Origin of the sequence: Streptomyces sp. NPDC018000 (assembly GCF_044328025.1) — a bacterium.
Lineage (GTDB): Bacteria > Actinomycetota > Actinomycetes > Streptomycetales > Streptomycetaceae > Streptomyces.
Map to the genome: position 1 here is coordinate 317,998 of NZ_JBIRGM010000006.1, position 22,284 is coordinate 340,281.

16 protein-coding genes are annotated in these 22,284 nt (G+C 71.0%); 14 read left to right on the top strand and 2 right to left on the bottom strand.

All coding sequences use genetic code 11. The features are described from left to right. Nucleotides 1–2 precede the first annotated feature (2 nt). The 12 genes from ACH4EW_RS17500 to ACH4EW_RS17555 all read left to right on the top strand — a co-directional run bounded on the left by ACH4EW_RS17500 (nt 3) and on the right by ACH4EW_RS17555 (nt 14,985). Entirely contained in the window at nt 3–1,289 is a 1,287-nt protein-coding gene (locus tag ACH4EW_RS17500; RefSeq protein ID WP_398257573.1) for a dihydroorotase, read from the top strand. Beyond that, nucleotides 1,286–1,867, top strand: a complete 582-nt coding sequence (locus tag ACH4EW_RS17505) for a hypothetical protein (protein ID WP_398257576.1) — start codon at nt 1,286–1,288, stop codon at nt 1,865–1,867. The genes ACH4EW_RS17500 and ACH4EW_RS17505 overlap by 4 nt, the downstream gene beginning before the upstream one ends. Continuing rightward, nucleotides 1,864–3,030: a glutamine-hydrolyzing carbamoyl-phosphate synthase small subunit gene (gene carA / locus ACH4EW_RS17510; protein ID WP_398257579.1), complete on the top strand. Its 1,167-nt coding sequence runs from the start codon at nt 1,864–1,866 to the stop codon at nt 3,028–3,030. Before ACH4EW_RS17505 ends, carA begins: the two co-directional genes overlap by 4 nt. Then, on the top strand, nt 3,023–6,331 hold the full coding sequence (carB, locus tag ACH4EW_RS17515) for a carbamoyl-phosphate synthase large subunit (protein WP_398257582.1): 3,309 nt from the start codon (nt 3,023–3,025) through the stop codon (nt 6,329–6,331). Before carA ends, carB begins: the two co-directional genes overlap by 8 nt. Before the next feature lie 64 nt (nt 6,332–6,395). Further along, nucleotides 6,396–7,505, top strand: a complete 1,110-nt coding sequence (locus ACH4EW_RS17520) for a quinone-dependent dihydroorotate dehydrogenase (protein WP_398257584.1) — start codon at nt 6,396–6,398, stop codon at nt 7,503–7,505. Continuing rightward, nucleotides 7,502–8,341: an orotidine-5'-phosphate decarboxylase gene (pyrF, locus tag ACH4EW_RS17525; RefSeq protein ID WP_398257587.1), complete on the top strand. Its 840-nt coding sequence runs from the start codon at nt 7,502–7,504 to the stop codon at nt 8,339–8,341. The genes ACH4EW_RS17520 and pyrF overlap by 4 nt, the downstream gene beginning before the upstream one ends. Nucleotides 8,342–8,586: 245 nt before the next feature. Then, nucleotides 8,587–8,910, top strand: coding sequence for an integration host factor (locus tag ACH4EW_RS17530; protein WP_014157387.1), 324 nt, complete (start codon nt 8,587–8,589; stop codon nt 8,908–8,910). Between the two features lie 38 nt (nt 8,911–8,948). After that, a complete protein-coding gene (gmk, locus tag ACH4EW_RS17535) occupies nt 8,949–9,566 on the top strand; it encodes a guanylate kinase (RefSeq protein WP_398257590.1) in 618 nt (205 codons plus the stop codon). 80 nt (nt 9,567–9,646) lie between these two features. Next, nucleotides 9,647–9,919 carry a DNA-directed RNA polymerase subunit omega gene (rpoZ, locus tag ACH4EW_RS17540; RefSeq protein ID WP_003970369.1) on the top strand — a complete coding sequence of 91 codons (273 nt, stop codon included), beginning with the start codon at nt 9,647–9,649 and terminating at the stop codon, nt 9,917–9,919. A gap of 132 nt (nt 9,920–10,051) precedes the next feature. Then, nucleotides 10,052–11,254, top strand: coding sequence for a bifunctional phosphopantothenoylcysteine decarboxylase/phosphopantothenate--cysteine ligase CoaBC (coaBC, locus tag ACH4EW_RS17545; RefSeq protein ID WP_398257593.1), 1,203 nt, complete (start codon nt 10,052–10,054; stop codon nt 11,252–11,254). Between the two features lie 251 nt (nt 11,255–11,505). After that, entirely contained in the window at nt 11,506–12,714 is a 1,209-nt protein-coding gene (metK, locus tag ACH4EW_RS17550) for a methionine adenosyltransferase (RefSeq protein ID WP_398257595.1), read from the top strand. 126 nt (nt 12,715–12,840) lie between these two features. Beyond that, on the top strand, nt 12,841–14,985 hold the full coding sequence (locus ACH4EW_RS17555; protein ID WP_398257598.1) for a primosomal protein N': 2,145 nt from the start codon (nt 12,841–12,843) through the stop codon (nt 14,983–14,985). Nucleotides 14,986–15,066: 81 nt separating this feature from the next. Here ACH4EW_RS17555 and ACH4EW_RS17560 read toward each other — a convergent pair whose 3' ends face one another. Beyond that, nucleotides 15,067–15,615, bottom strand: a complete 549-nt coding sequence (locus tag ACH4EW_RS17560; protein WP_398257601.1) for a hypothetical protein — start codon at nt 15,613–15,615, stop codon at nt 15,067–15,069. A gap of 228 nt (nt 15,616–15,843) precedes the next feature. Here ACH4EW_RS17560 and fmt point away from each other — a divergent pair, with 228 nt between their 5' ends. Together fmt and ACH4EW_RS17570 are read left to right on the top strand one after the other, a co-directional pair. Continuing rightward, on the top strand, nt 15,844–16,776 hold the full coding sequence (gene fmt / locus ACH4EW_RS17565; RefSeq protein WP_398257603.1) for a methionyl-tRNA formyltransferase: 933 nt from the start codon (nt 15,844–15,846) through the stop codon (nt 16,774–16,776). Between the two features lie 86 nt (nt 16,777–16,862). Beyond that, nucleotides 16,863–18,296: an RsmB/NOP family class I SAM-dependent RNA methyltransferase gene (locus ACH4EW_RS17570; RefSeq protein ID WP_398257606.1), complete on the top strand. Its 1,434-nt coding sequence runs from the start codon at nt 16,863–16,865 to the stop codon at nt 18,294–18,296. Nucleotides 18,297–18,948: 652 nt separating this feature from the next. On the opposite strand, the gene ACH4EW_RS17575 is transcribed toward ACH4EW_RS17570, so the two are convergent. Then, a complete protein-coding gene (locus ACH4EW_RS17575) occupies nt 18,949–22,248 on the bottom strand; it encodes a right-handed parallel beta-helix repeat-containing protein (RefSeq protein WP_398257683.1) in 3,300 nt (1,099 codons plus the stop codon). Nucleotides 22,249–22,284: the final 36 nt, after the last annotated feature.

Here is a 22,284-nt window from a genome sequence, read left to right on the forward strand (position 1 = left end):
TCATGAGCAAGACCCTTATCCGCGGCGCGAAGATCCTTGGCGGCGAACCCCAGGACGTCCTGATCGACGGCGAGACCATCTCGGCGATCGGTACCGGTCTCGAGGCCGGTGACGCGACCGTCGTCGAGGCCGGGGGCCAGATTCTGCTGCCCGGCCTGGTCGACCTCCACACCCACCTCCGCGAGCCCGGCCGTGAGGACTCCGAGACCGTCCTCACCGGGACGAAGGCGGCAGCCGTCGGTGGCTTCACCGCCGTGCACGCCATGGCCAACACCTTCCCGGTCGCCGACACCGCCGGTGTCGTCGAGCAGGTCTGGCGGCTCGGCAAGGAGTCCGGCTACTGCGACGTACAGCCGATCGGCGCCGTCACCGTCGGCCTGGAGGGCAAGAAGCTCGCCGAGCTCGGCGCCATGCACGATTCGGCCGCCGGAGTGAAGGTCTTCTCCGACGACGGCAAGTGCGTCGACGACGCGGTGATCATGCGCCGCGCGCTCGAGTACGTGAAGGCCTTCGACGGCGTCGTCGCCCAGCACGCCCAGGAGCCCCGCCTCACCGAGGGCGCCCAGATGAACGAGGGCGTCGTCTCCGCGGAACTCGGCCTCGGCGGCTGGCCCGCCGTCGCCGAGGAGTCGATCATTGCCCGGGACGTACTGCTCGCCGCCCACGTCGGCTCCCGGGTGCACATCTGCCACCTTTCGACCGCCGGCTCCGTCGAGATCGTCCGCTGGGCCAAGTCCAAGGGCTGGAACGTCACCGCCGAGGTCACCCCGCACCACCTGCTCCTCACCGACGAGCTCGTACGGTCCTACAACCCGGTCTACAAGGTGAACCCGCCGCTGCGTACCGAGGCCGACGTCATGGCCCTGCGCGAGGCGCTCGCCGACGGCACCATCGACTGCGTCGCCACCGACCACGCCCCGCACCCGCACGAGGACAAGGACTGCGAGTGGGCCGCCGCCGCCATGGGCATGGTGGGCCTGGAGACCGCGCTCTCCGTCGTCCAGCAGACGATGGTCGACACCGGCCTCATCGACTGGGCGGGCGTCGCCGACCGCATGTCGCTGCGTCCGGCCGCCATCGGTCGTCTCGACGGACACGGCCGGCCCGTCTCGGCCGGTGAGCCCGCCAACCTCACGCTGGTCGATCCGGCATACCGTGGTGTGGTGGACCCCGCAGGCTTTGCCTCCCGCAGCCGCAACACTCCCTACGAGGGTCGCGAGCTGCCGGGCCGAGTCACCCACACCTTCCTGCGGGGCCGTGCCACGGTCGTCGACGGGAAGCTCGCGTGACATCACTCACCCCCCTGTACCTCCAGCTCGCCGCCGAGCAGAAGTCGGCCGAAGTGACCGACTGGCCCGCTCGCATCAGCTGGGTCATCGGACTGCTCGTCCTCGTCGCCTTCCTCTACTGGCTGATGCGCCAGGGATGGAAGTGGCGGGGGAGTCTCCAGTCCGATCTGCCGGAGCTCGCGACCACCCCGGAGGGGTTCGCGGACGGCGAGAAGCTGCTGACGCTGGCCGGCCGGTACCACGCCTCGACCACCGCCGGGCAGTGGCTCGACCGGATCGTCGCCCACGGCCTCGGTACCCGCAGCCGCGTCGTGCTCACCCTGACCGACCAGGGCCTCGACGTCGTACGACCCGGGGCAGCGGATTTCTTCGTCCCGGCTGCCGCACTGCGTGAGGCCCGGCTCGACAAGGGCATCGCCGGCAAGGTCCTCCCCGAGGGCGGCCTGCTGATCATCACCTGGGCGCACGGCGACAAGCTGATCGACTCCGGTTTCCGCTCCGACCGCTCGGCCGAGCACCCGGCCTGGGTCGGGGCCATCGAACAACTCACCAGCACTACGGAAGGCACCGCACGATGACGATCTCCACCCGGGGAGCCGCCAAAGCTCCCGCCGTACTCGTCCTGGAGGACGGCCGCGCCTTCCGCGGCCGCGCCTACGGGGCCGTGGGGGAGACCTTCGGCGAGGCGGTGTTCTCCACCGGCATGACCGGCTACCAGGAGACGCTGACCGACCCCTCGTACCACCGCCAGGTCGTTGTGATGACCGCCCCGCACGTCGGCAACACCGGGGTGAACGACGAGGACCCCGAGTCGAAGCAGATCTGGGTCGCCGGATACGTCGTCCGCGACCCCGCCCGGGTGCCCTCCAACTGGCGCTCGCAGCGTTCGCTCGACGAGGAGTTGGAGCGCCAGGGCGTCGTCGGCATCAGCGGCATCGACACCCGCGCCCTCACCCGCCACCTGCGCGAGCGCGGCGCCATGCGCGTCGGCATCTTCTCCGGTCCTGCGCTGAACAGCGGCTCCGCCGCGGGCCTCGCCGACGAGGCCACGCTGCTGGCCCGCGTCCGGGAGGCCCCCCAGATGGTGGGCGCCGACCTCTCCGCGGAGGTCACGACCAAGGAGACGTACGTCGTCCCCGCGATCGGCACCAAGAAGTTCACCGTCGCTGCGATCGACCTCGGCATCAAGGGCATGACCCCGCACCGGATGGCCGAGCGCGGCATCGAGGTGCACGTCCTGCCCGCCACCGCCACCCTCGAAGATGTGTACGCGGTCGAGCCCGACGGCGTCTTCTTCTCCAACGGCCCCGGTGACCCGGCCACCGCCGACCACCCGGTCTCCGTCATGCAGGGCGTCCTGGAGCGGAAGACACCGCTCTTCGGCATCTGCTTCGGCAACCAGATCCTGGGCCGCGCCCTCGGCTTCGGCACCTACAAGCTGAAGTACGGCCACCGCGGCATCAACCAGCCCGTGCAGGACCGCACGACCGGCAAGGTCGAGGTCACCGCACACAACCACGGCTTCGCCGTCGACGCCCCGATCGACAAGGTGTCCGACACGGAGTTCGGCCGCGCCGAGGTCTCCCATGTCTGCCTGAACGACCAGGTCGTCGAGGGGCTGCAGCTCCTCGACCGGCCGGCCTTCAGCGTCCAGTACCACCCTGAAGCGGCCGCGGGCCCGCACGACGCCGCGTATCTCTTCGACCGTTTCGTATCCCTGATGGAGGGCCAGCGTGCCTAAGCGCTCCGATATCCAGTCCGTCCTGGTCATCGGCTCCGGCCCGATCGTCATCGGCCAGGCAGCCGAGTTCGACTACTCCGGCACCCAGGCCTGCCGCGTACTCAAGGCCGAGGGCCTGCGCGTCATCCTGGTGAACTCCAACCCGGCGACGATCATGACCGACCCGGAGATCGCCGACGCCACGTACGTCGAGCCGATCACTCCCGAGTTCGTCGAGAAGATCATCGCCAAGGAGCGCCCCGACGCGCTGCTCCCCACGCTGGGCGGCCAGACCGCACTCAACACCGCGATCTCCATGCACGAGAACGGTGTCCTGGAGAAGTACGGCGTCGAGCTCATCGGCGCCAATGTCGAGGCCATCCACAAGGGCGAGGACCGCGACCTCTTCAAGGGTGTCGTCGAGGCCGTCAACGCCAAGATCGGCCACGGCGAGTCCGCCCGCTCGGTCATCTGCCACTCCATGGACGAGGTCCTGGCGGGCGTCGAGACGCTCGGCGGCTACCCCGTGGTCGTCCGCCCCTCCTTCACCATGGGCGGCGCCGGCTCAGGCTTCGCCCACGACGAGGAGGAACTGCGCCGGATCGCCGGCCAGGGCCTGACGCTCTCCCCGACCACCGAGGTGCTCCTGGAGGAGTCCATCCTCGGCTGGAAGGAGTACGAGCTGGAGCTGATGCGCGACAAGCACGACAACGTCGTGGTCGTATGCTCCATCGAGAACTTCGACCCGATGGGCGTCCACACGGGCGACTCGATCACCGTCGCCCCGGCGATGACGCTCACCGATCGCGAGTACCAGCGACTGCGCGACATCGGCATCGCGATCATCCGCGAGGTCGGCGTCGACACCGGCGGCTGCAACATCCAGTTCGCCGTCGACCCGACCGACGGCCGGATCATCGTCATCGAGATGAACCCGCGCGTCTCCCGCTCCTCGGCGCTCGCCTCGAAGGCCACCGGCTTCCCGATCGCCAAGATCGCCGCCAAGCTGGCCGTCGGCTACACGCTCGACGAGATCCCGAACGACATCACCGAGAAGACGCCGGCCTCCTTCGAGCCGACCCTCGACTACGTCGTCGTCAAGGCCCCGCGGTTCGCCTTCGAGAAGTTCCCCTCCGCCGACTCCACCCTCACCACCACCATGAAGTCGGTGGGCGAGGCCATGGCGATCGGCCGGAACTTCACCGAGGCGCTCCAGAAGGCACTGCGCTCCCTGGAGAAGAAGGGCTCGCAGTTCTCCTTCACCGGTGAGACCGGCAACAAGGCCGAGCTGCTGGCCGAGGCGGTCCGCCCGACCGACGGCCGGATCAACACCGTCATGCAGGCGATCCGGGCCGGCGCCACCCAGGAAGAGGTCTTCGACGCCACGAAGATCGACCCCTGGTTCGTCGACCAGCTCTTCCTCATCAAGGAGATCGCCGACGAGCTGGCCGCCGCCGACGAGCTCGGCCCCGAACTGCTCGCCGAGGCCAAGCGTCACGGCTTCTCCGACGAGCAGATCGCCGACATCCGCAGTCTGCGCGAGGAAGTCGTGCGCGAGGTGCGGCACGCCCTGGGCATCCGCCCGGTCTACAAGACGGTCGACACCTGCGCCGCCGAGTTCGCCGCGAAGACGCCGTACTTCTACTCCAGTTACGACGAGGAGAGCGAGGTCGCGTCCCGCACCAAGCCAGCGGTGATCATCCTCGGCTCCGGCCCCAACCGCATCGGCCAGGGCATCGAGTTCGACTACTCCTGTGTCCACGCCTCCTTCGCTCTCAGCGACGCGGGCTACGAGACCGTGATGGTCAACTGCAACCCGGAGACCGTCTCCACCGACTACGACACCTCCGACCGCCTGTACTTCGAGCCGCTGACGCTCGAGGACGTGCTGGAGATCGTGCACGCCGAGTCCCTCGCGGGCCCGGTCGCCGGCGTCATCGTCCAGCTCGGCGGCCAGACCCCGCTGGGTCTGTCGCAGGCGCTCAAGGACAACGGTGTGCCCGTCGTCGGTACGTCCCCCGAGGCCATCCACGCCGCCGAGGACCGCGGCGCCTTCGGCCGCGTGCTGGCCGAGGCCGGCCTCCCGGCCCCGAAGCACGGCACCGCCACCACGTTCGACGAGGCCAAGGCCATCGCCGACGAGATCGGCTACCCCGTCCTCGTACGCCCCAGCTACGTGCTCGGCGGCCGCGGCATGGAGATCGTGTACGACGAGGCGCGGCTCTCCTCGTACATCGCCGAGTCCACCGAGATCAGCCCCACCCGGCCGGTCCTGGTCGACCGCTTCCTCGACGACGCGATCGAGATCGACGTCGACGCGCTCTACGACGGCACCGAGCTCTACCTCGGCGGCGTCATGGAGCACATCGAGGAGGCCGGTATCCACTCCGGCGACTCCGCCTGCGCCCTGCCCCCGATCACGCTCGGCGGCTACGACATCAAGCGGCTGCGCGCCTCCACCGAGGGGATCGCCAAGGGCGTCGGCGTACGCGGACTGATCAACATCCAGTTCGCACTCTCCGGCGACATCCTGTACGTGCTGGAGGCCAACCCGCGCGCCTCCCGCACCGTCCCCTTCACCTCGAAGGCGACCGCGGTCCCGCTCGCCAAGGCCGCCGCCCGGATCTCGCTCGGCGCGACCGTCGCCGAACTGCGCGAGGAGGGCCTGCTCCCGGCACACGGCGACGGCGGCACACTGCCGCTCGACGCACCGATCTCCGTCAAGGAGGCCGTCATGCCGTGGTCGCGCTTCCGCGACATCCACGGCCGCGGCGTCGACACCGTCCTGGGCCCGGAGATGCGCTCCACCGGTGAGGTCATGGGCATCGACTCGGTCTTCGGCACGGCGTACGCCAAGTCGCAGGCCGGCGCCTACGGCCCGCTGCCCACCAAGGGCCGCGCCTTCATCTCGGTCGCCAACCGCGACAAGCGCTCGATGATCTTCCCGGCGCGCGAACTCGTCGCCCACGGCTTCGAGCTGCTCGCCACCTCCGGCACCGCCGAGGTCCTCAAGCGCAACGGCATCAACGCCACGGTCGTGCGCAAGCAGTCCGAGGGCGTGGGCCCGCAGGGCGAGAAGACCATCGTCCAGCTGATCCACGACGGCGACGTGGACCTGATCGTCAACACGCCGTACGGCACGGGCGGCCGCCTCGACGGCTACGAGATCCGTACCGCAGCCGTGGCCCGGTCCGTGCCCTGCCTGACGACCGTCCAGGCGCTCGCCGCCGCCGTCCAGGGCATCGACGCACTCACCCACGGAGACGTCGGCGTCCGCTCCCTCCAGGAACACGCGGAGCGTCTGACCGCGGCCCGCGACTAGCAGTCCAGCAGGGGGACACCGGAAACGGTGTCCCCCTCTCCGTGAGGACACCGAGGACACCCCGATGTACAAATTCTTCTTCCAGCTGGTCTTCAAGCGGATGGACCCGGAGCAGGCGCACCACCTGGCCTTCCGCTGGATCCGCCTCGCCGCCCGCATCCCCGTGGCTCGCACCTTCGTCGCCGCCGCGCTCGCCCCCCGCTTCAAGGAGCTGCGCACCGAGGCCCTCGGCCTGCGGATGCACGGCCCCTTCGGCCTCGCCGCCGGGTTCGACAAGAACGCCGTCGCGATCGACGGCATGTCGATGCTCGGCTTCGACCACATCGAGATCGGTACGGTCACGGGCGAGCCGCAGCCCGGCAACCCCAGGAAGCGTCTCTTCCGCCTCGTCGCGGATTGCGCGCTGATCAACCGTATGGGCTTCAACAACGAGGGCTCTGCGGCCGTGGCCGAGCGCCTGGCCACCCGCAACCCCGTCTTCCGGACCACGGTCGGCGTCAACATCGGCAAGACCAAGGCTGTGCCGGAGGCCGAAGCCGTCGGCGACTACGTGAAGTCGACCGAACGGCTCGCCCGCCACGCCGACTACCTCGTCGTGAACGTCTCCTCGCCCAACACCCCCGGCCTGCGCAACCTCCAGGCCACCGAGGCGCTCCGTCCCCTGCTCGGTGCCGTGCGCGAGGCAGCCGACCGGACCGTCACCGACCGGCGGGTCCCCCTGCTCGTCAAGATCGCCCCGGACCTCGCGGACGAGGACGTCGACGCGGTCGCCGATCTCGCGGTCGAGCTGGGCCTGGACGGCATCATCGCCACCAACACCACCATCGCCCGGGAAGGCCTCGGCCTGAAGTCCTCGCCGTCCCTGGTCAAGGAGACCGGCGGGCTGTCCGGTGCGCCCCTCAAGGCGCGCTCCCTGGAGGTCCTCGGCCGCCTGTACGCGCGGGTGGGCGACCGGATCACCCTGGTCGGTGTCGGGGGCATCGAGAACGCCGAGGACGCCTGGCAGCGCATTCTGGCCGGCGCCACGCTCGTCCAGGGCTACAGCGCCTTCATCTACGAGGGCCCGTTCTACGCCCGGGCCATCCACAAGGGCCTGGCCGCGCGCCTGGCCGCCTCCCCGTACGCCACCCTCGCCGAAGCCGTCGGCGCAGAAACCAGGAAGGCCTCCGCATGATCCCGGAACCGTTCGGCGCACGCCTGCGCCGCGCCATGGACACCCGCGGGCCGCTCTGCGTCGGCATCGACCCGCACGCCTCGCTCCTCACCGCCTGGGGCCTGAACGACGACGTCGCAGGTCTGGAGCACTTCACGCGTACGGTCGTCGAGGCACTGGCGGACCGGGTCGCCGTCCTCAAGCCGCAGTCCGCGTTCTTCGAGCGGTTCGGCTCGCGCGGCATCGCGGTCCTGGAGAAGGCCGTCGAGGAGGCGCGGGCGGCCGGTGCACTCGTCCTGATGGACGCCAAGCGCGGCGACATCGGCTCCACCATGGGCGCCTACGCGGCGACCTACCTGGACAAGGACTCACCGCTCTTCTCGGACGCCGTCACCGTCTCGCCGTACCTCGGCTTCGGTTCGCTGCGCCCGGCGCTCGACGCGGCCGTCCTCTCCGGCGCGGGTGTCTTCGTGCTCGCCCTCACCTCCAATCCGGAGGGCGCGCAGGTGCAGCGCGCCACCACCGCCGACGGCCGTTCGCTGGCCCAGGTGATGCTCGACCACATGGCTGCCGAGAACGAGGGTGCCACCCCGCTCGGCTCCGTCGGTGCGGTGGTCGGTGCCACGCTCGGGGACGCGGGCGTGAATCTGGCGATCAACGGCCCGCTGCTCGCCCCCGGGATCGGGGCCCAGGGTGCGACGCCCGCGGATCTGCCCAGTGTCTTCGGCGACGCGGTGGGCAATGTCGTGCCCAGTGTGAGCCGTGGCGTACTGAGCCAGGGACCGGACGTGGCGGGGCTGCGCGCAGCCGCCGACCGGCTCACGGACGAGGTCCGGGCGGCCCTCGCAGGCAGGTGAAACATGCCACGTAACAGCGTGCTGAAGGAATCCTGACCAAAAAACTCGGTTGTTATGACCGAAATGTCCTGGTCGGCTGAGGCTGACCAGGACTTTTCGTTGGTTCTCGCTGACTCGAGCGGCCTTGCCCGCTAGTCTCCGACGAGAGTCGTCGTGCACAAGTTGTTCGTCGCTCACCTGGTGTGGAGCGCTCTGCTTCCTCACCGGTCCGTATCCGACAGATCGACATCCGAGGTGACGTAGGCGTGGCTCTTCCGCCCCTTACCCCTGAACAGCGCGCAGCCGCGCTCGAAAAGGCCGCCGCGGCTCGCCGGGAGCGGGCCGAGGTCAAGAATCGACTCAAGCACTCCGGCGCCTCCCTCCACGAGGTCATCAAGCAGGGCCAGGAGAACGACGTCATCGGGAAGATGAAGGTCTCCGCCCTCCTGGAGTCCCTGCCGGGCGTGGGCAAGGTCCGCGCCAAGCAGATCATGGAGCGGCTCGGCATCTCCGAGAGTCGCCGGGTCCGGGGCCTCGGCTCCAACCAGATCGCATCCCTGGAGCGCGAGTTCGGCGGCAGCGCCGCCTGACGTTCTCGGGCACCCCTGAGAACCTGGATAATCGCTTCATGGCTGCAACATCCCGGGGGACGTCCCCCGTACCCCCGGACGTACGTCCGCGGCTGACCGTGCTCTCCGGCCCCTCGGGGGTCGGCAAGAGCACGGTCGTCGCTCATATGCGCAAGGCCCACCCCGAGGTATGGCTCTCGGTGTCGGCGACGACCCGCAAGCCGCGCCCCGGCGAGCGCAACGGAGTCCATTACTTTTTCCTGGACAACGACGAGTTCGACAAGCTGATCGCCAACGGCGAGCTGCTGGAGTGGGCCGAGTTCGCCGGCAACCGGTACGGCACGCCCCGCCGCGCCGTGCTCGACCGCCTGGAGGCGGGCGAGCCGGTGTTGCTGGAGATCGATCTCCAGGGCGCCCGGCTGGTCCGGCAGTCGATGCCGGACGCCCAGCTCGTCTTCCTGGCCCCGCCGAGCTGGGAGGAGCTGGTGCGCCGGCTCACCGGCCGCGGGACCGAGTCCGCCGAGGTGATCGAGCGCCGGCTCGCTGCTGCCAGAATCGAACTGGCCGCCGAGTCCGAGTTCGATACGACGCTGGTCAACACCTCGGTCCAGGACGTGGCACGTGAGCTGCTAGCCTTGATGCTGGAGGCTTCCGGCCACCGTGCCGACAGTGACTGACACAGCCGACACGCGCGGCAGTACGGAACTCCGCACTGTCAAAGATTTCTTTGATCTTTACCCCCTTCGGAAGGCAGAGAGTGTCCTCTTCCATCACCACGCCCGAGGGCATCATCAACCCGCCGATTGATGAGCTCCTTGAGGCCACCGACTCGAAGTACAGCCTCGTGATCTACGCCGCCAAGCGCGCGCGCCAGATCAACGCGTACTACTCGCAGCTCGGCGAGGGTCTCCTGGAGTACGTCGGTCCGCTCGTCGACACCCACGTGCACGAGAAGCCGCTCTCGATCGCGCTCCGCGAGATCAACGCGGGCCTGCTCACCTCCGAGGCCATCGAGGGCCCCGCGCAGTAAGCAGGAATTGCATCTTCACCACAGGCCCGGCGGCCTCGGCTGCCGGGCCTGTGGTGTGTCCGGGGCGACAGCGTCGGACCGGGTGCGGTGAGGCAGCATGGGGGTGTTCGTATCCGAGTGCGGGGAGACACAGTGGACAAGCCGAAGGTCGTTCTTGGGGTCAGCGGAGGCATCGCCGCGTACAAGGCGTGCGAGCTGCTGCGGCTGCTGACCGAGTCCGGCCACGACGTGAGGGTCGTCCCGACCGGGTCGGCCCTGCACTTCGTGGGGGCGGCCACCTGGTCGGCGCTCTCGGGCCACCCGGTGTCGACAGAAGTCTGGAGCGACGTCCACGAGGTGCCGCACGTCAGGATCGGGCAGGGTGCCGATCTGGTCGTCGTCGCCCCGGCCACGGCCGACATGCTCGCCAAGGCCGCCCACGGTCTCGCCGACGACCTGCTCACCAACACGCTCCTCACCGCCCGCTGTCCGGTCGTCTTCGCGCCCGCCATGCACACCGAGATGTGGGAGCACCCCGCCACTCAGGAGAACGTCGCCACGCTGCGCCGCCGCGGCGCCGTCGTCATCGAGCCCGCCGTCGGCCGGCTCACCGGCGTCGACACCGGAAAGGGCCGGCTGCCCGACCCCGGGGAAATCTTCGAGGTCTGCCGCCGGGTGCTGGCCCGTGGTCCCGTCGAGGCCGACCTGGCCGGCCGTCACGTCGTGGTCAGCGCGGGGGGCACGCGGGAGCCGCTCGACCCGGTGCGCTACCTCGGAAACCGTTCCTCCGGCAAGCAGGGCTACGCCCTGGCCCGTACCGCGGTCGCCCGTGGCGCCCGGGTCACCCTCATCGAGGCCAACACCGGCCTGCCCGACCCGGCCGGCGCCGACGTCCTGCACGCAGGGACCGCCATACAGCTGCGCGAGGCCGTGCTGAAGGCCGCGGCGGACGCCGATGTGGTCGTGATGGCGGCGGCGGTCGCGGACTTCCGCCCCGCCGAGTACGCGACGGGGAAGATCAAGAAGAAGGACGGCCGGGAGCCTGCGCCCATCAGGCTCGTCCGCAATCCCGACATCCTCGCCGAGATCGCCGGCGAACGCGCCCGGCCGGACCAGATCGTCGTCGGTTTCGCCGCCGAGACCGACAACGTCCTCGCCAACGGCCGCGAGAAGCTCCGCCGCAAGGGCTGCGATCTCCTCGTCGTCAATGAGGTGGGGGAGCGCAGGACGTTCGGCTCCGAGGAGAACGAGGCGGTGGTCCTCGCAGCCGACGGCGGTGAGACCCCGGTGCCGTTCGGCCCCAAGGAGGCGCTCGCCGACACGGTCTGGGACCTCGTGTCGTCGCGGCTGGGATGAAGGCCGGGACCACATTGCCGTTCGATGCCTTCGCGCAAGCCAGAATCCCTGGAATACGGGCTGGAATGACTCTTCCGGAAAGGATTCTCGTGCAGGGACGGGTCGTGCCACAGGTCACAGATCTCCCAAAGGACGAGACAGGTTGTCCGTTGAGCGATAGCGGATAAACTGACCCCCGGACCGTGCCGGGCGCAGCTCCCGGCCGTCCGCCAAATGATCAGCCAGCAGCCGCTGCAACCCCAGGGAGCGATGTGTCCCGCCGTCTCTTCACCTCGGAGTCTGTCACCGAGGGCCACCCCGACAAGATTGCTGACCAGATCAGCGACACCATTCTCGACGCGCTGCTCAGCGAGGACCCCCGGTCCCGCGTCGCCGTCGAGACCTTGATCACCACCGGTCTGGTGCATGTTGCGGGTGAGGTCACGACCAAGGCCTACGCCGACATTCCGACCCTCGTACGCAACAAGGTTCTCGAGATCGGCTACGACTCCTCCAAGAAGGGCTTCGACGGCGCCTCCTGCGGTGTCTCGGTGTCCATCGGTGCGCAGTCGCCCGACATCGCGCAGGGTGTCGACACCGCGTACGAGAAGCGGGTCGAGGGCGATGAGGACGAGCTCGACAAGCAGGGCGCCGGCGACCAGGGCCTGATGTTCGGCTACGCCTGCGACGAGACGCCCGAGCTCATGCCGCTTCCGATCTACCTCGCACACCGGCTCTCGCGCCGGCTCTCCGAGGTTCGCAAGAACGGGACCATCCCGTACCTGCGCCCGGACGGCAAGACCCAGGTCACCATCGAGTACGACGGCGACAAGGCCGTCCGTCTCGACACGGTCGTCGTCTCCTCGCAGCACGCCAGCGACATCGACCTCGACTCGCTGCTCGCGCCCGACATCCGCGAGTTCGTCGTCGAGCATGTGCTCGCGCAGCTGACCGAGGACGGCATCAAGCTGGACACCGACGGCTACCGGCTGCTGGTCAACCCGACCGGGCGCTTCGAGATCGGCGGCCCGATGGGCGACGCCGGCCTGACCGGTCGCAAGATCATCATCGACACCTACGGCGGCATGGCCCGCCACGGCGGTGGCGCCTTCTCGGGCAAGGACCCGTCGAAGGTCGACCGCTCGGCCGCGTACGCCATGCGCTGGGTCGCCAAGAACGTCGTCGCCGCGGGCCTCGCCGCCCGCTGCGAGGCGCAGGTCGCATACGCGATCGGCAAGGCCGAGCCCGTCGGCCTGTTCGTCGAGACGTTCGGCACAGCCACGATCGAGACCGAGAAGATCGAGCACGCCATCGGCGAGGTCTTCGACCTCCGCCCGGCCGCGATCATCCGCGACCTCGACCTGCTCCGCCCGATCTACGCCCAGACCGCGGCGTACGGCCACTTCGGCCGTGAGCTTCCCGACTTCACCTGGGAGCGCACGGACCGCGTGGACGCGCTGCGCACGGCGGCCGGGCTGTAAGCCTGCCGCTCTCCGTCTGTACGCCGGGGCCCGGACGCCGCACATGGTGTCCGGGCCCCGGTGCGTACGGCCGCCGGTGCCGGCTCGCAGGGGCCGGTGTCAGCGGTGTCTGGTAGGAATTTGGCTGTGAGCAGCGACAACAAGCGATCCGAGGACCCCGCGAGCGGGGCCCCGGAGCAGCTTGCGCTCATTCGGGAGACGGTGCGGAAGGCCGAGGTGCCGCGGGCCAAACCGCGGACCTGGCGCGGGGCCGCGCTCGCCAAGGAACTGCCCGTCGCCCGGGTGCTGGTCAACAAGGGCGTGCTCCATCTCGACCAGTACTTCGACTACGCCGTGCCCGAGGAGCTCGACGCCGACGCACAGCCCGGAGTACGGGTGCGGGTGCGATTCGGGGCAGGGGGGCGCAATGTCCGCGGCGGGCGGCGCGAAGGGGGCGGGCTGATCGACGGGTTCCTCGTCGAGCGGCTCGCCGAATCGGACTACACGGGAGCCCTGGCCGCGCTGGCCTATGTCGTATCGCCCGAACCGGTGCTGGGACCGGAGCTGCTGACCCTCTCACGGGCTGTCGCCGACCGCTACGCGGGCAGCCTCGCCGATGTGCTGCAGCTCGCCGTGCCGCCCAGGAACGGACGGGCCGAGTCCAAGCCCTCGCCGGAGCCGCTGCCGCCGCCCCCGGCGCCGTCGGCCGGGACCTGGGAGCGGTATGCACAGGGGCCCGCGTTCCTGCGGGCGCTGGCCGAGGGCGGAGCGCCCCGGGCCGTATGGACCGCCCTGCCCGGACCGCACTGGCCCGAGGAGATCGCCAGGGCCGTGGCCGCGACGCTCGCCTCCGGACGGGGCGCACTCGTCGTCGTGCCGGACGGCCGGACCGCGGGGCGGGTGGACGCCGCGCTCACGGAGCTGCTCGGCGAGGGCCGCCACGCGCTGCTGACCGCCGACTCCGGACCGGAGAAGAGGTACCGGGAGTGGCTCGCCGTGCGGCGCGGCTCCGTGCGGGCGGTCGTCGGGACGAGGGCCGCGATGTTCGCGCCCGTCGCCGACCTCGGCCTGGTCGCCGTCTGGGACGACGGGGACTCCAGCCACAGCGACGACAACGCCCCCTTCCCGCACGTCCGCGAAGTGCTCGAGCTACGGGCCGCGCACGGCCGGTGCGCATTCCTGCTGGGCGGTACGAGCTGCACCGTGGAGGCCGCTCAGCTGGTGGAGAGCGGCTGGGCGCTGCCGCTGCGCGCGGACCGGGAGCAGCTGCGCATCGCGGCGCCCCTGGTGCGTACGGTCGGCGACGGAGAGCTGGCGCGGGACGGGGCCGCGAGGGCCGCCCGGCTGCCCAGCCTGGCATGGCAGACGGTACGGGACGGGCTGCGCAGCGGCCCCGTCCTGGTCCAGGTGCCGCGCCGCGGATACGCACCGCGGCTGGCCTGCGAGCGCTGCCGTGAACCCGCCCGGTGCCGGCATTGCGCCGGACCGCTTCAGGCACCGGACCAGCGGGATCTCGACTGCGCATGGTGCGCGCGGACCGAGACCGCCTGGCACTGTCCGGCCTGCGGCTCCAACCGGCTGCGGGCCCAGATCATCGGCGCCCGCCGCACCGCCGAGGAGCTCGGCCGGGCGTTTCCCGCGGTACCGGTACGGACGTCCGGCCGCGACCACGTCCTGGACTCGGTGCCGGACGTGCCGGCGCTGGTCGTCAGCACCCCGGGGGCCGAACCCGTCGCCGAGGGCGGATACGCGGCGGCGCTGCTGCTGGACGGCTGGGTGATGGTCGGGCGCCCCGACCTGCGGGCCGGCGAGGAGGCGCTGCGCCGCTGGATCGCAGCGGCCTCGCTGGTGAGGGGGCAGCCGCAGGGTGGCACGGTGGTGATGGTCGCCGAGCCCACGCTGCGGCCCGTGCAGGCCCTGGTGCGCTGGGACCCGGTCGGGCATGCCCGCCGTGAGCTGGCGGAACGTGCCGAGCTCGGCTTCCCGCCGGTGTCCCGGATGGCCTCGGTGACCGGCCCACCGGAGGCACTCGCCGCTTTTCTCTCGGCCGCCGAACTGCCGGCGGAGGCCGAGGTGCTCGGCCCGGTCCCGATGCCGGGTGCCGAGCCCGGCAGGCCCCGCAGGCCCTGGGACGCACCGCCGGGGGAGTCCTGGGAGCGGGCGCTGCTCAGAGTGCCGCCCGGGAGCGGGGCGGCGCTTGCGGCCGCGCTGAAGGCGGCACAGGCGGCGCGGACTTCCCGGGGGAGCGGTGCGCAGGTCCGGATCAGGGTGGATCCACCGGACATCGGGTGACGGTCCGGTGGGGTGGAGCTGGGCGAGGAGATGCGGCTGCCCCGCCGTGCGTCGGGCGCGGCGGGGCAGGGGGTGGGGTGGTCAGCCGTTGCGTGGGCCGGGAAAGATGCCCGGGCGCACGTCCTCGCGCAGGGACGGGCGGTCCATCGACGGCTGCGGGGGCATGGAGCGTGCGGCGGGTACGGCGGGCAGCGTCGGCGCATGGGCGGAGCCGGGCGCGATGGGCAGGGGGCGCGGCACCGTGGCCTCTGCGGTGGCCTCGGCCGCTCCCGGCTGCCGGGCGTTGCGGCGGGCGCCGTAGCGGCGGTGCACCGCCTGTTTCGTGACCCCGAGTGCGGAGCCCACCGCGTCCCAGGAGAAGCCCAGTGAGCGGTCGAAGTCCACTGCCGCGGTGACCAGGGTCTCGACACTGTCGCGCAGCTCCTGGGCCAGCCTGACGGTGGGGGCCGGGGCCCTGCCGTAGACGACGAAGCCCGTGGACGGGCCGGAGCGGCGCGGACGGTAGACGTTGCCCAGTTGGGCGGTGAGCGTGCGCAGCGCGTCCACCTGCCGCCGGACCCGCTCGATGTCCCGCACCAACAGATGCAGGCTGGCCCGCGCTTGGGCGTCGTGGGTTGCGTGGTCGGCCATGAAGAAGCCTCTCGAACCGGCATTGAAAGGGATAGGGCCGCATCGTGGCGGCTTGCTTCGGTCAATCTCTCTTGACCAACGCGTCAGCCGGGGATCTGGTCACGGTGGAGGGGCGCGCGGGCATATCCCGGGGGCGCGCAGCCGTGCGTACGCCCCCGGTCACCCGGCCCATAGACTTGTGCGTTGCTCGTCACCGTACGTTTCGGCCTGAGAGGCAGTCAGCCACCCATGAAGCTCGTCTTCGCAGGTACCCCCGAGGTAGCCGTACCCGCCCTGGACGCCCTGATCGCCTCCGACCGGCACGAGGTGGCCGCGGTCGTCACCCGGCCCGATGCCCCCGCCGGGCGAGGCCGCCGTCTGGTCGCCAGCCCCGTTGCCGAGCGCGCCGAGGAGGCCGGGATCGAGGTGCTCAAGCCCGCCCGGCCGCGCGACGAGGACTTCCTGGCGCGGCTGCGGGAGATCGGCCCGGACTGTTGTCCGGTCGTCGCCTACGGGGCGCTGCTGCCCAAGCCCACGCTCGACGTGCCCGCCCGCGGCTGGGTCAACCTCCACTTCTCGCTGCTGCCCGCCTGGCGCGGCGCGGCCCCCGTGCAGCACGCGATCATGGCCGGGGACGAGGTGACCGGTGCGTCGACCTTCCTGATCGAGGAGGGGCTCGACTCCGGCCCGGTGTACGGCGTCCTCACCGAAGAGGTACGGCCCACCGACACCAGCGGTGACCTGCTCACCCGGCTTGCGTTCGCCGGTGCGGGGCTCCTCGTCGCGACCATGGACGGCATCGAGGACGGCACGCTGCACGCCGTACCGCAGCCTGCCGAGGGTGTCACCCTCGCACCGAAGATCACCGTCGAGGACGCCCAGGTGCAGTGGTCCGCCCCTGCCCTGCGGGTCGACCGGGTGGTGCGCGGCTGCACGCCCGCTCCAGGGGCATGGACGCTGTTCCGCGGTGAGCGGTTGAAGGTGATCCAGGCGGTGCCCGTGCTGGACCGCACCGAGCTGGCGCCCGGCGAGCTGTCGGCGGCCAAGAACAATGTGTACGTGGGCACCGGATCGCACGCCGTCGAGCTGCTCTGGGTCCAGCCGCAGGGCAAGAAGCCGATGCGGGCCGCGGACTGGGCACGCGGGGTGCGGATCGTCCACGGCGAGCTGCTGGGGGTCTAGTGCCGCGGCACTGGGGGAATCCGGGGCCGGGCGGCGACGTACGCTGGGATGGTTCGTCCTCTCACCATCAGCGGAGCACCTTTCACGTGAACGACCAGCGCAGTCGCCGTCCTGCCAAGCCGCATCGCCGCCCCAAGAAGGACCCCGTCCGGTTCCTCGCCTTCGAAGCGCTCAGGGCCGTCGACGAACGCGATGCGTACGCCAACCTCGTCCTTCCTCCACTGCTGAAGAAGGCCCGCGCCAAGGGCGACTTCGACAACCGGGACGCGGCGCTGGCGACCGAGCTGGTCTACGGGACGCTGCGCCGCCAGGGGACGTACGACGCGATCGTCGCGGCCTGCATCGACCGGCCGCTGCGCGAGGTCGACCCGCCGGTCCTGGACGTCCTCAACATGGGCGTGCACCAGCTGCTCGGCACCCGTATCCCCACCCACGCGGCGGTCTCCGCCAGCGTGGAACTGGCCCGGGTGGTGCTCGGCGAAGGGCGGGCCAAGTTCGTCAACGCCGTGCTCCGGAAGGTCTCCGCGGACGACCTCGACGGCTGGGTGGCGCGCGTCGCCCCGTCGTACGACGAGGACGCCGAGGACCACCTCGCGGTCGTGCACTCGCATCCGCGTTGGGTCGTCTCCGCCCTCTGGGACGCGCTGGGCGGCGGCCGTGCCGGGATCGAGGACCTCCTCGAAGCGGACAACGAACGGCCCGAGGTCACTCTGGTCGCCCGCCCCGGCCGCTCCACCACCGACGAGCTGCTCGCCACCCTCGGTGACGAGAACGGCCTGCCCGGCCGCTGGTCGCCCTATGCCGTACGGATGGCGGAGGGCGGCGAGCCCGGTGCGCTGGCCGCTGTGCAGGAGGGCCGGGCCGGGGTCCAGGACGAGGGCAGTCAACTGGTGGCGGCTGCCCTCGCCAACGCACCGCTGGAGGGCAGCGACACCCGGTGGCTCGACGGCTGTGCGGGGCCCGGCGGAAAGGCCGCCCTGCTCGGCGCACTCGCCGCCGAACGCGGCGCCGCCCTGCTGGCCGCCGAGAAGCAGCCGCACCGGGCCCGCCTCGTACAGCGCGCGCTGGCCGGCAATCCCGGCCCGTACCAGGTGATCACCGCCGACGGCACCCGCCCGCCATGGCTGCCCGGCACCTTCGACCGGATCCTGATGGATGTGCCGTGCTCTGGCCTCGGCGCGCTGCGGCGCCGTCCGGAGGCGCGCTGGCGGCGCCGCCCGGAGGACCTGGAGAGCTTCGCACCGCTGCAACGCGGTCTGCTGCGTGAGGCGTTGAAGGCGGTACGGGTCGGCGGCATCGTCGGTTACGCGACCTGCTCGCCGCATCTCGCGGAGACCCGGGTCGTCGTCGAGGACGTACTCAAGGGGCGTGGCGGACGGCCGGTCGAGGCGGAGTGGGTCGACGCCCGCCCGCTGATGCCGGGAGTGCCGGCGCTGGGCGACGGTCCCGACGTCCAGCTGTGGCCGCATCTGCACGGCACGGACGCGATGTATCTGGCGCTGCTGCGACGGACCGGCTGAGCCCGGCCGGTGTAGCGTCTCGGCTGAGCGGACGTGAACCTTTTCCTCTTGCCGAGATTGGCCGCATACAGGGGGTCATCGAAGCTCCGGCCGGCGGATAGTCCCCTCAGTATTCGCGCCCCTCGGTGTGCCATCACCTGGGGGCGCTGCGCGTTACTGCAGTCCGTGACGTCGTGCCTGGCCGAGAAACCGTCCCGACGGCCCACGCCGTAAGGCCTGCTGGACCTGTTCGTGCCGGAGAGCGCGACGTACTCAACCAGGGTGACGGTACCGGTACTCCTGCCGCCCTCCTACGCACCGCCCAACGGCGTCCCGCCGCACCGGCCCCGACCGAAGCCGCCCCCGTGGGCGGGGCGCCGGCCGGCGTCGGCCTCGAATGTGTGGCGGTCGGCCCGGAGAGTTCCCTGCCGATCGACGCCGTGGGCGTCACGATCGAATCCCCGGCCGGGGATTCGCAGTTCACCTGGGCCGAGATCGGCTCCGTCGAGTACGTGGCCAAGGGCCCCAGACACCTCGGGGTCACCGTCCGTCTCCGTGCACCACTGCTTGCTCGCCGCACGCAGGTGCGCCCGCCTCCAGGAGTGGCTGGAGGATCTGCCGGTGATCCTGGAGTGTTTCGCATAGCCGCCACGGCCCCGGGCCTCGTTTGGTCTCAGCGCCGGCGGAGGTCCTCGGGGAGGAGCAGCCGCAGGTCGTCCAGGCTCGGTACCGGGACGGTGCTCAGCCGCCCCGCCTGATGGGTCATCATCTGCTCCAGCGTCTGCCGGGCCAGCCGAGCGTTGCCGAACGTCGCCCCCCTGGGGATGCCGTCGAAGTGGGTCCGCAGCGCGTTGGCCGTGCCGGGCGCGCACTCGTAGCCGTTGTCGGCCGCGTGCATGCGGACGATCGTGACCAGTTCGTCCGAGGAGTAGTCGGGGAACTCGATACGCCGCGGGAAGCGTGAGTCGAGGCCGGGGTTGGAGCTCAGGAACCGGTTCATCTCCGCGGTGTACCCCGCCGCGATCACCACCACCTCATCGCGGTGGTCCTCCATCAGCTTCAGCAGTGTCTCCACCGCCTCCTGGCCGAAGTCCGAGGAACCGGCGCCCGAGTGGGGCGTCAGGGTGTACGCCTCGTCGATGAACAGAACGCCTCCCAAAGCCCGTTCGAACACTTCCCGGGTCAGCTGCGCGGTGTGTCCGACATAGCGGCCCACCAGGTCCGCACGTGAGACCTCGACGAGCTGGCCGCGCGGCAGCACGCCCAGGGAGGCCAGCAGTTCGCCGTAGAGCCGCGCCACGGTTGTCTTGCCGGTGCCGGGCGGGCCGGCGAAGATCAGATGGTGGCTGATCCGGGGCGCGGGCAGGCCGGCCTCCTTCCTCCGGCGCGCGGTGGCGAGCAGACTGACCAGGTCGCCCACCTCGCGCTTGACGGCCGCGAGGCCCACCAGGGCGTCCAGCCGCAGCAGCGGATCCTCGTCCTGCCCGTCCTCCGGCGCGCCGCCCGCCGGGACGCCCACGTCCTCCGCGGTCAGCACGGCCAGCTCCCGCTCGCCGGCCTCCGGCAGGGTGGCCAGCCGGGATGCCTGCCGGTCAACCATCTCCTCGAAGACCTTGCGGGCGGTACGGCCGTTGCCGAAGCCCGCGTCACGGGGAATCCGCTCGAAGCGGGTGAACAGTGCGGTCCGCGCCGCCGGATCCAGCTCGTAGTGGTGGCCGGTACACATCCGTTCCACGATCGTGACCAGCTCGTCCGAGGTGTAGTCGCTGAACTCGACGCTGCGGGTGAAACGCGAGGCGAGACCCGGGTTGGACGCCAGGAAGTCCGTCATCTCCTTCGGATAGCCGGCCGCCACCACCACCACGTCCTCGCGGTGGTCCTCCATCAGCTTCACCAGGGTGTCGATCGCCTCGCGCCCGAAGTCGGCGCCACTGCCGCCGCCGTCGGAGAGCAGGGTGTACGCCTCGTCGACGAACAGCACCCCGCCCAGCGCCTTGTTGAAGGTCTCAGTGGTCTTGATGGCCGTCCCGCCGATGATCTGCGCCACCAGGTCCGCACGCGACACCTCCACCAGGTGCCCGGAGCGCAGCACGCCGAGCGAGGCGAGGATGGAGCCGTACAGCCGGGCGACGGTTGTCTTGCCGGTGCCGGGCGGGCCCGCGAAGACCAGATGGCGGCTCATCGGCGGAGCGGGCATGCCGATGCTCGCCCTGCGCTGCGCCATCCGGTTGAGGTTGATCAGCGTCAGCACCTGCTGTTTGACCTCGTCGAGGCCGATCAGCGACTCCAGCTCGGCCACCGGGCCCGTACCGGACAGGGTTTCGGCCGCCGCCGGGGCCGCTCCGCCGGGCAGCCGCCCGTCGCCCGCCGCCTCCGCGTCCTCCGCGGTGCCCCAGGCGTCCGGGGCACCGTTCTCCGCACTGGCCAGCCCCTCGACGGCGAGCCGGTCGCCGGGCACCGTCTGGCGCACTCCGCTGCCCCGGTTGGCGCGGACGGTGCAGCCGGTCAGCGACACGGCGTCGGTGCCCTCCACCCGTATGCCGTCGGCGCCCGAACCGGTCACCTCGCAGCCGTTGAGGGAGGCCCGCGCGCCCGCGGACACCAGTACGCCGTGCTCGGCGGACCCGGTCACCACGGCACGCACGGCCGCCAGTTCGCCCTCGGGTGCGATGTGGACGCCCGCGCCGCCGGACTCCTCGACCCCGGTGTCCCGCAGCGTGAGCGTACCGAGCGCCCCGATGTGGATCCCGGCCCCGGCGGAGGTACGCAGCCGGCCCTTGCCGACGAACAGATTGCCGTGGCCCGAGACATGGACCGCCGAGTCGCCCGACCGCTCGACGACGCACTCCTCCAGCCGCCCCCTGCCGTCCTTGACGACCTCCACGCCGTGCGTGCCGGCGCCGGTGACCGTGGCCCGCAGCAGCAGCGGGTTGGCGCCGCTGCGGATCACGATTCCGGACCCGCCGCTGTCCCGTACCTCAAGGTGGTTGAACTCGGCGGACGAGTCCTCGTCGAGCAGCACGCCGGTGCCCTCGGCGTCATGGACGACGGTGTCCGTCAGCACCGGTGAGGAGAAGCCGGTGACGCGTACGCCGGGTTCCTCGGCGGTGGCGAACACGCACTCCTCGAACGTGCCACGGCTGCGCTCGGTCACCAACAGGCCGTGCCCGCCGGTCCGTTCGGTACTGCACCGGGCCAGCTTCGGTGAACTGCCGCCGCCCAGGACGAATCCGTGCCCGGTGACGTCGCTGACCGCGACGTCCTCCAGGACGACCGGCCCGGCGCTGTTCACGAACACGCCGACGACGGCCTTGCGGACCGTGCCGCGCACCATCCTGACCGAACTCTCCTCCTCGACGGCGACGCCCGGCTTGCCGGTCGCCGATATCGCGCATTCCTCCAGGAGGACGTGCGCCTGCCCGTTGGTGAGGACACCGTTGCCCTTGGTGTCCCTGAGCCGGCTGAAGCGCGCGGTGATCCTGCCCTGCTCACCGGCCACCACGGCGGACGTACCGAGGTGTTCGACGACGCAGTTCTCGAGGAAGCTCTCGGCCGAGGAGGTGGACACCACACCGGCGCCCACCGGGTTGCTGATCCGGCACTGACGCAGCGCCAGCGACCCGCCGTCCCGCGCGAAGAGCGCCGACCAGGCCGAACCGTGGATGTCGCACCGGTCCATCGCGAGCTGCCCGCGCGGCGCGTCGACCACGGGCAGTTCGTCGTCGTGCCCGCGCAGCACGAGATCCCTGACCATCACCGCGTCCCCGATGAGTGTCAGCGCCGTACCGCGCCGGGGCGCCAGCTCCACCGTCCCCTCGCCCTCGGCGGCGGTCAGGGTGATCGCGGCCGAGACCGTCAGGCTCTCCTCGTACCGCCCCGGAGCGATCCTGACGACCCCTCCGGCACGGGCCCGAGCGACGGCTTCCCCGACGGTGCGGTGGTCGCCCGTTCCGTCGGCGGCGACGGTGAGCATCTGGCGTGACACTTGTCTGACCTCCCGGACCCCTGC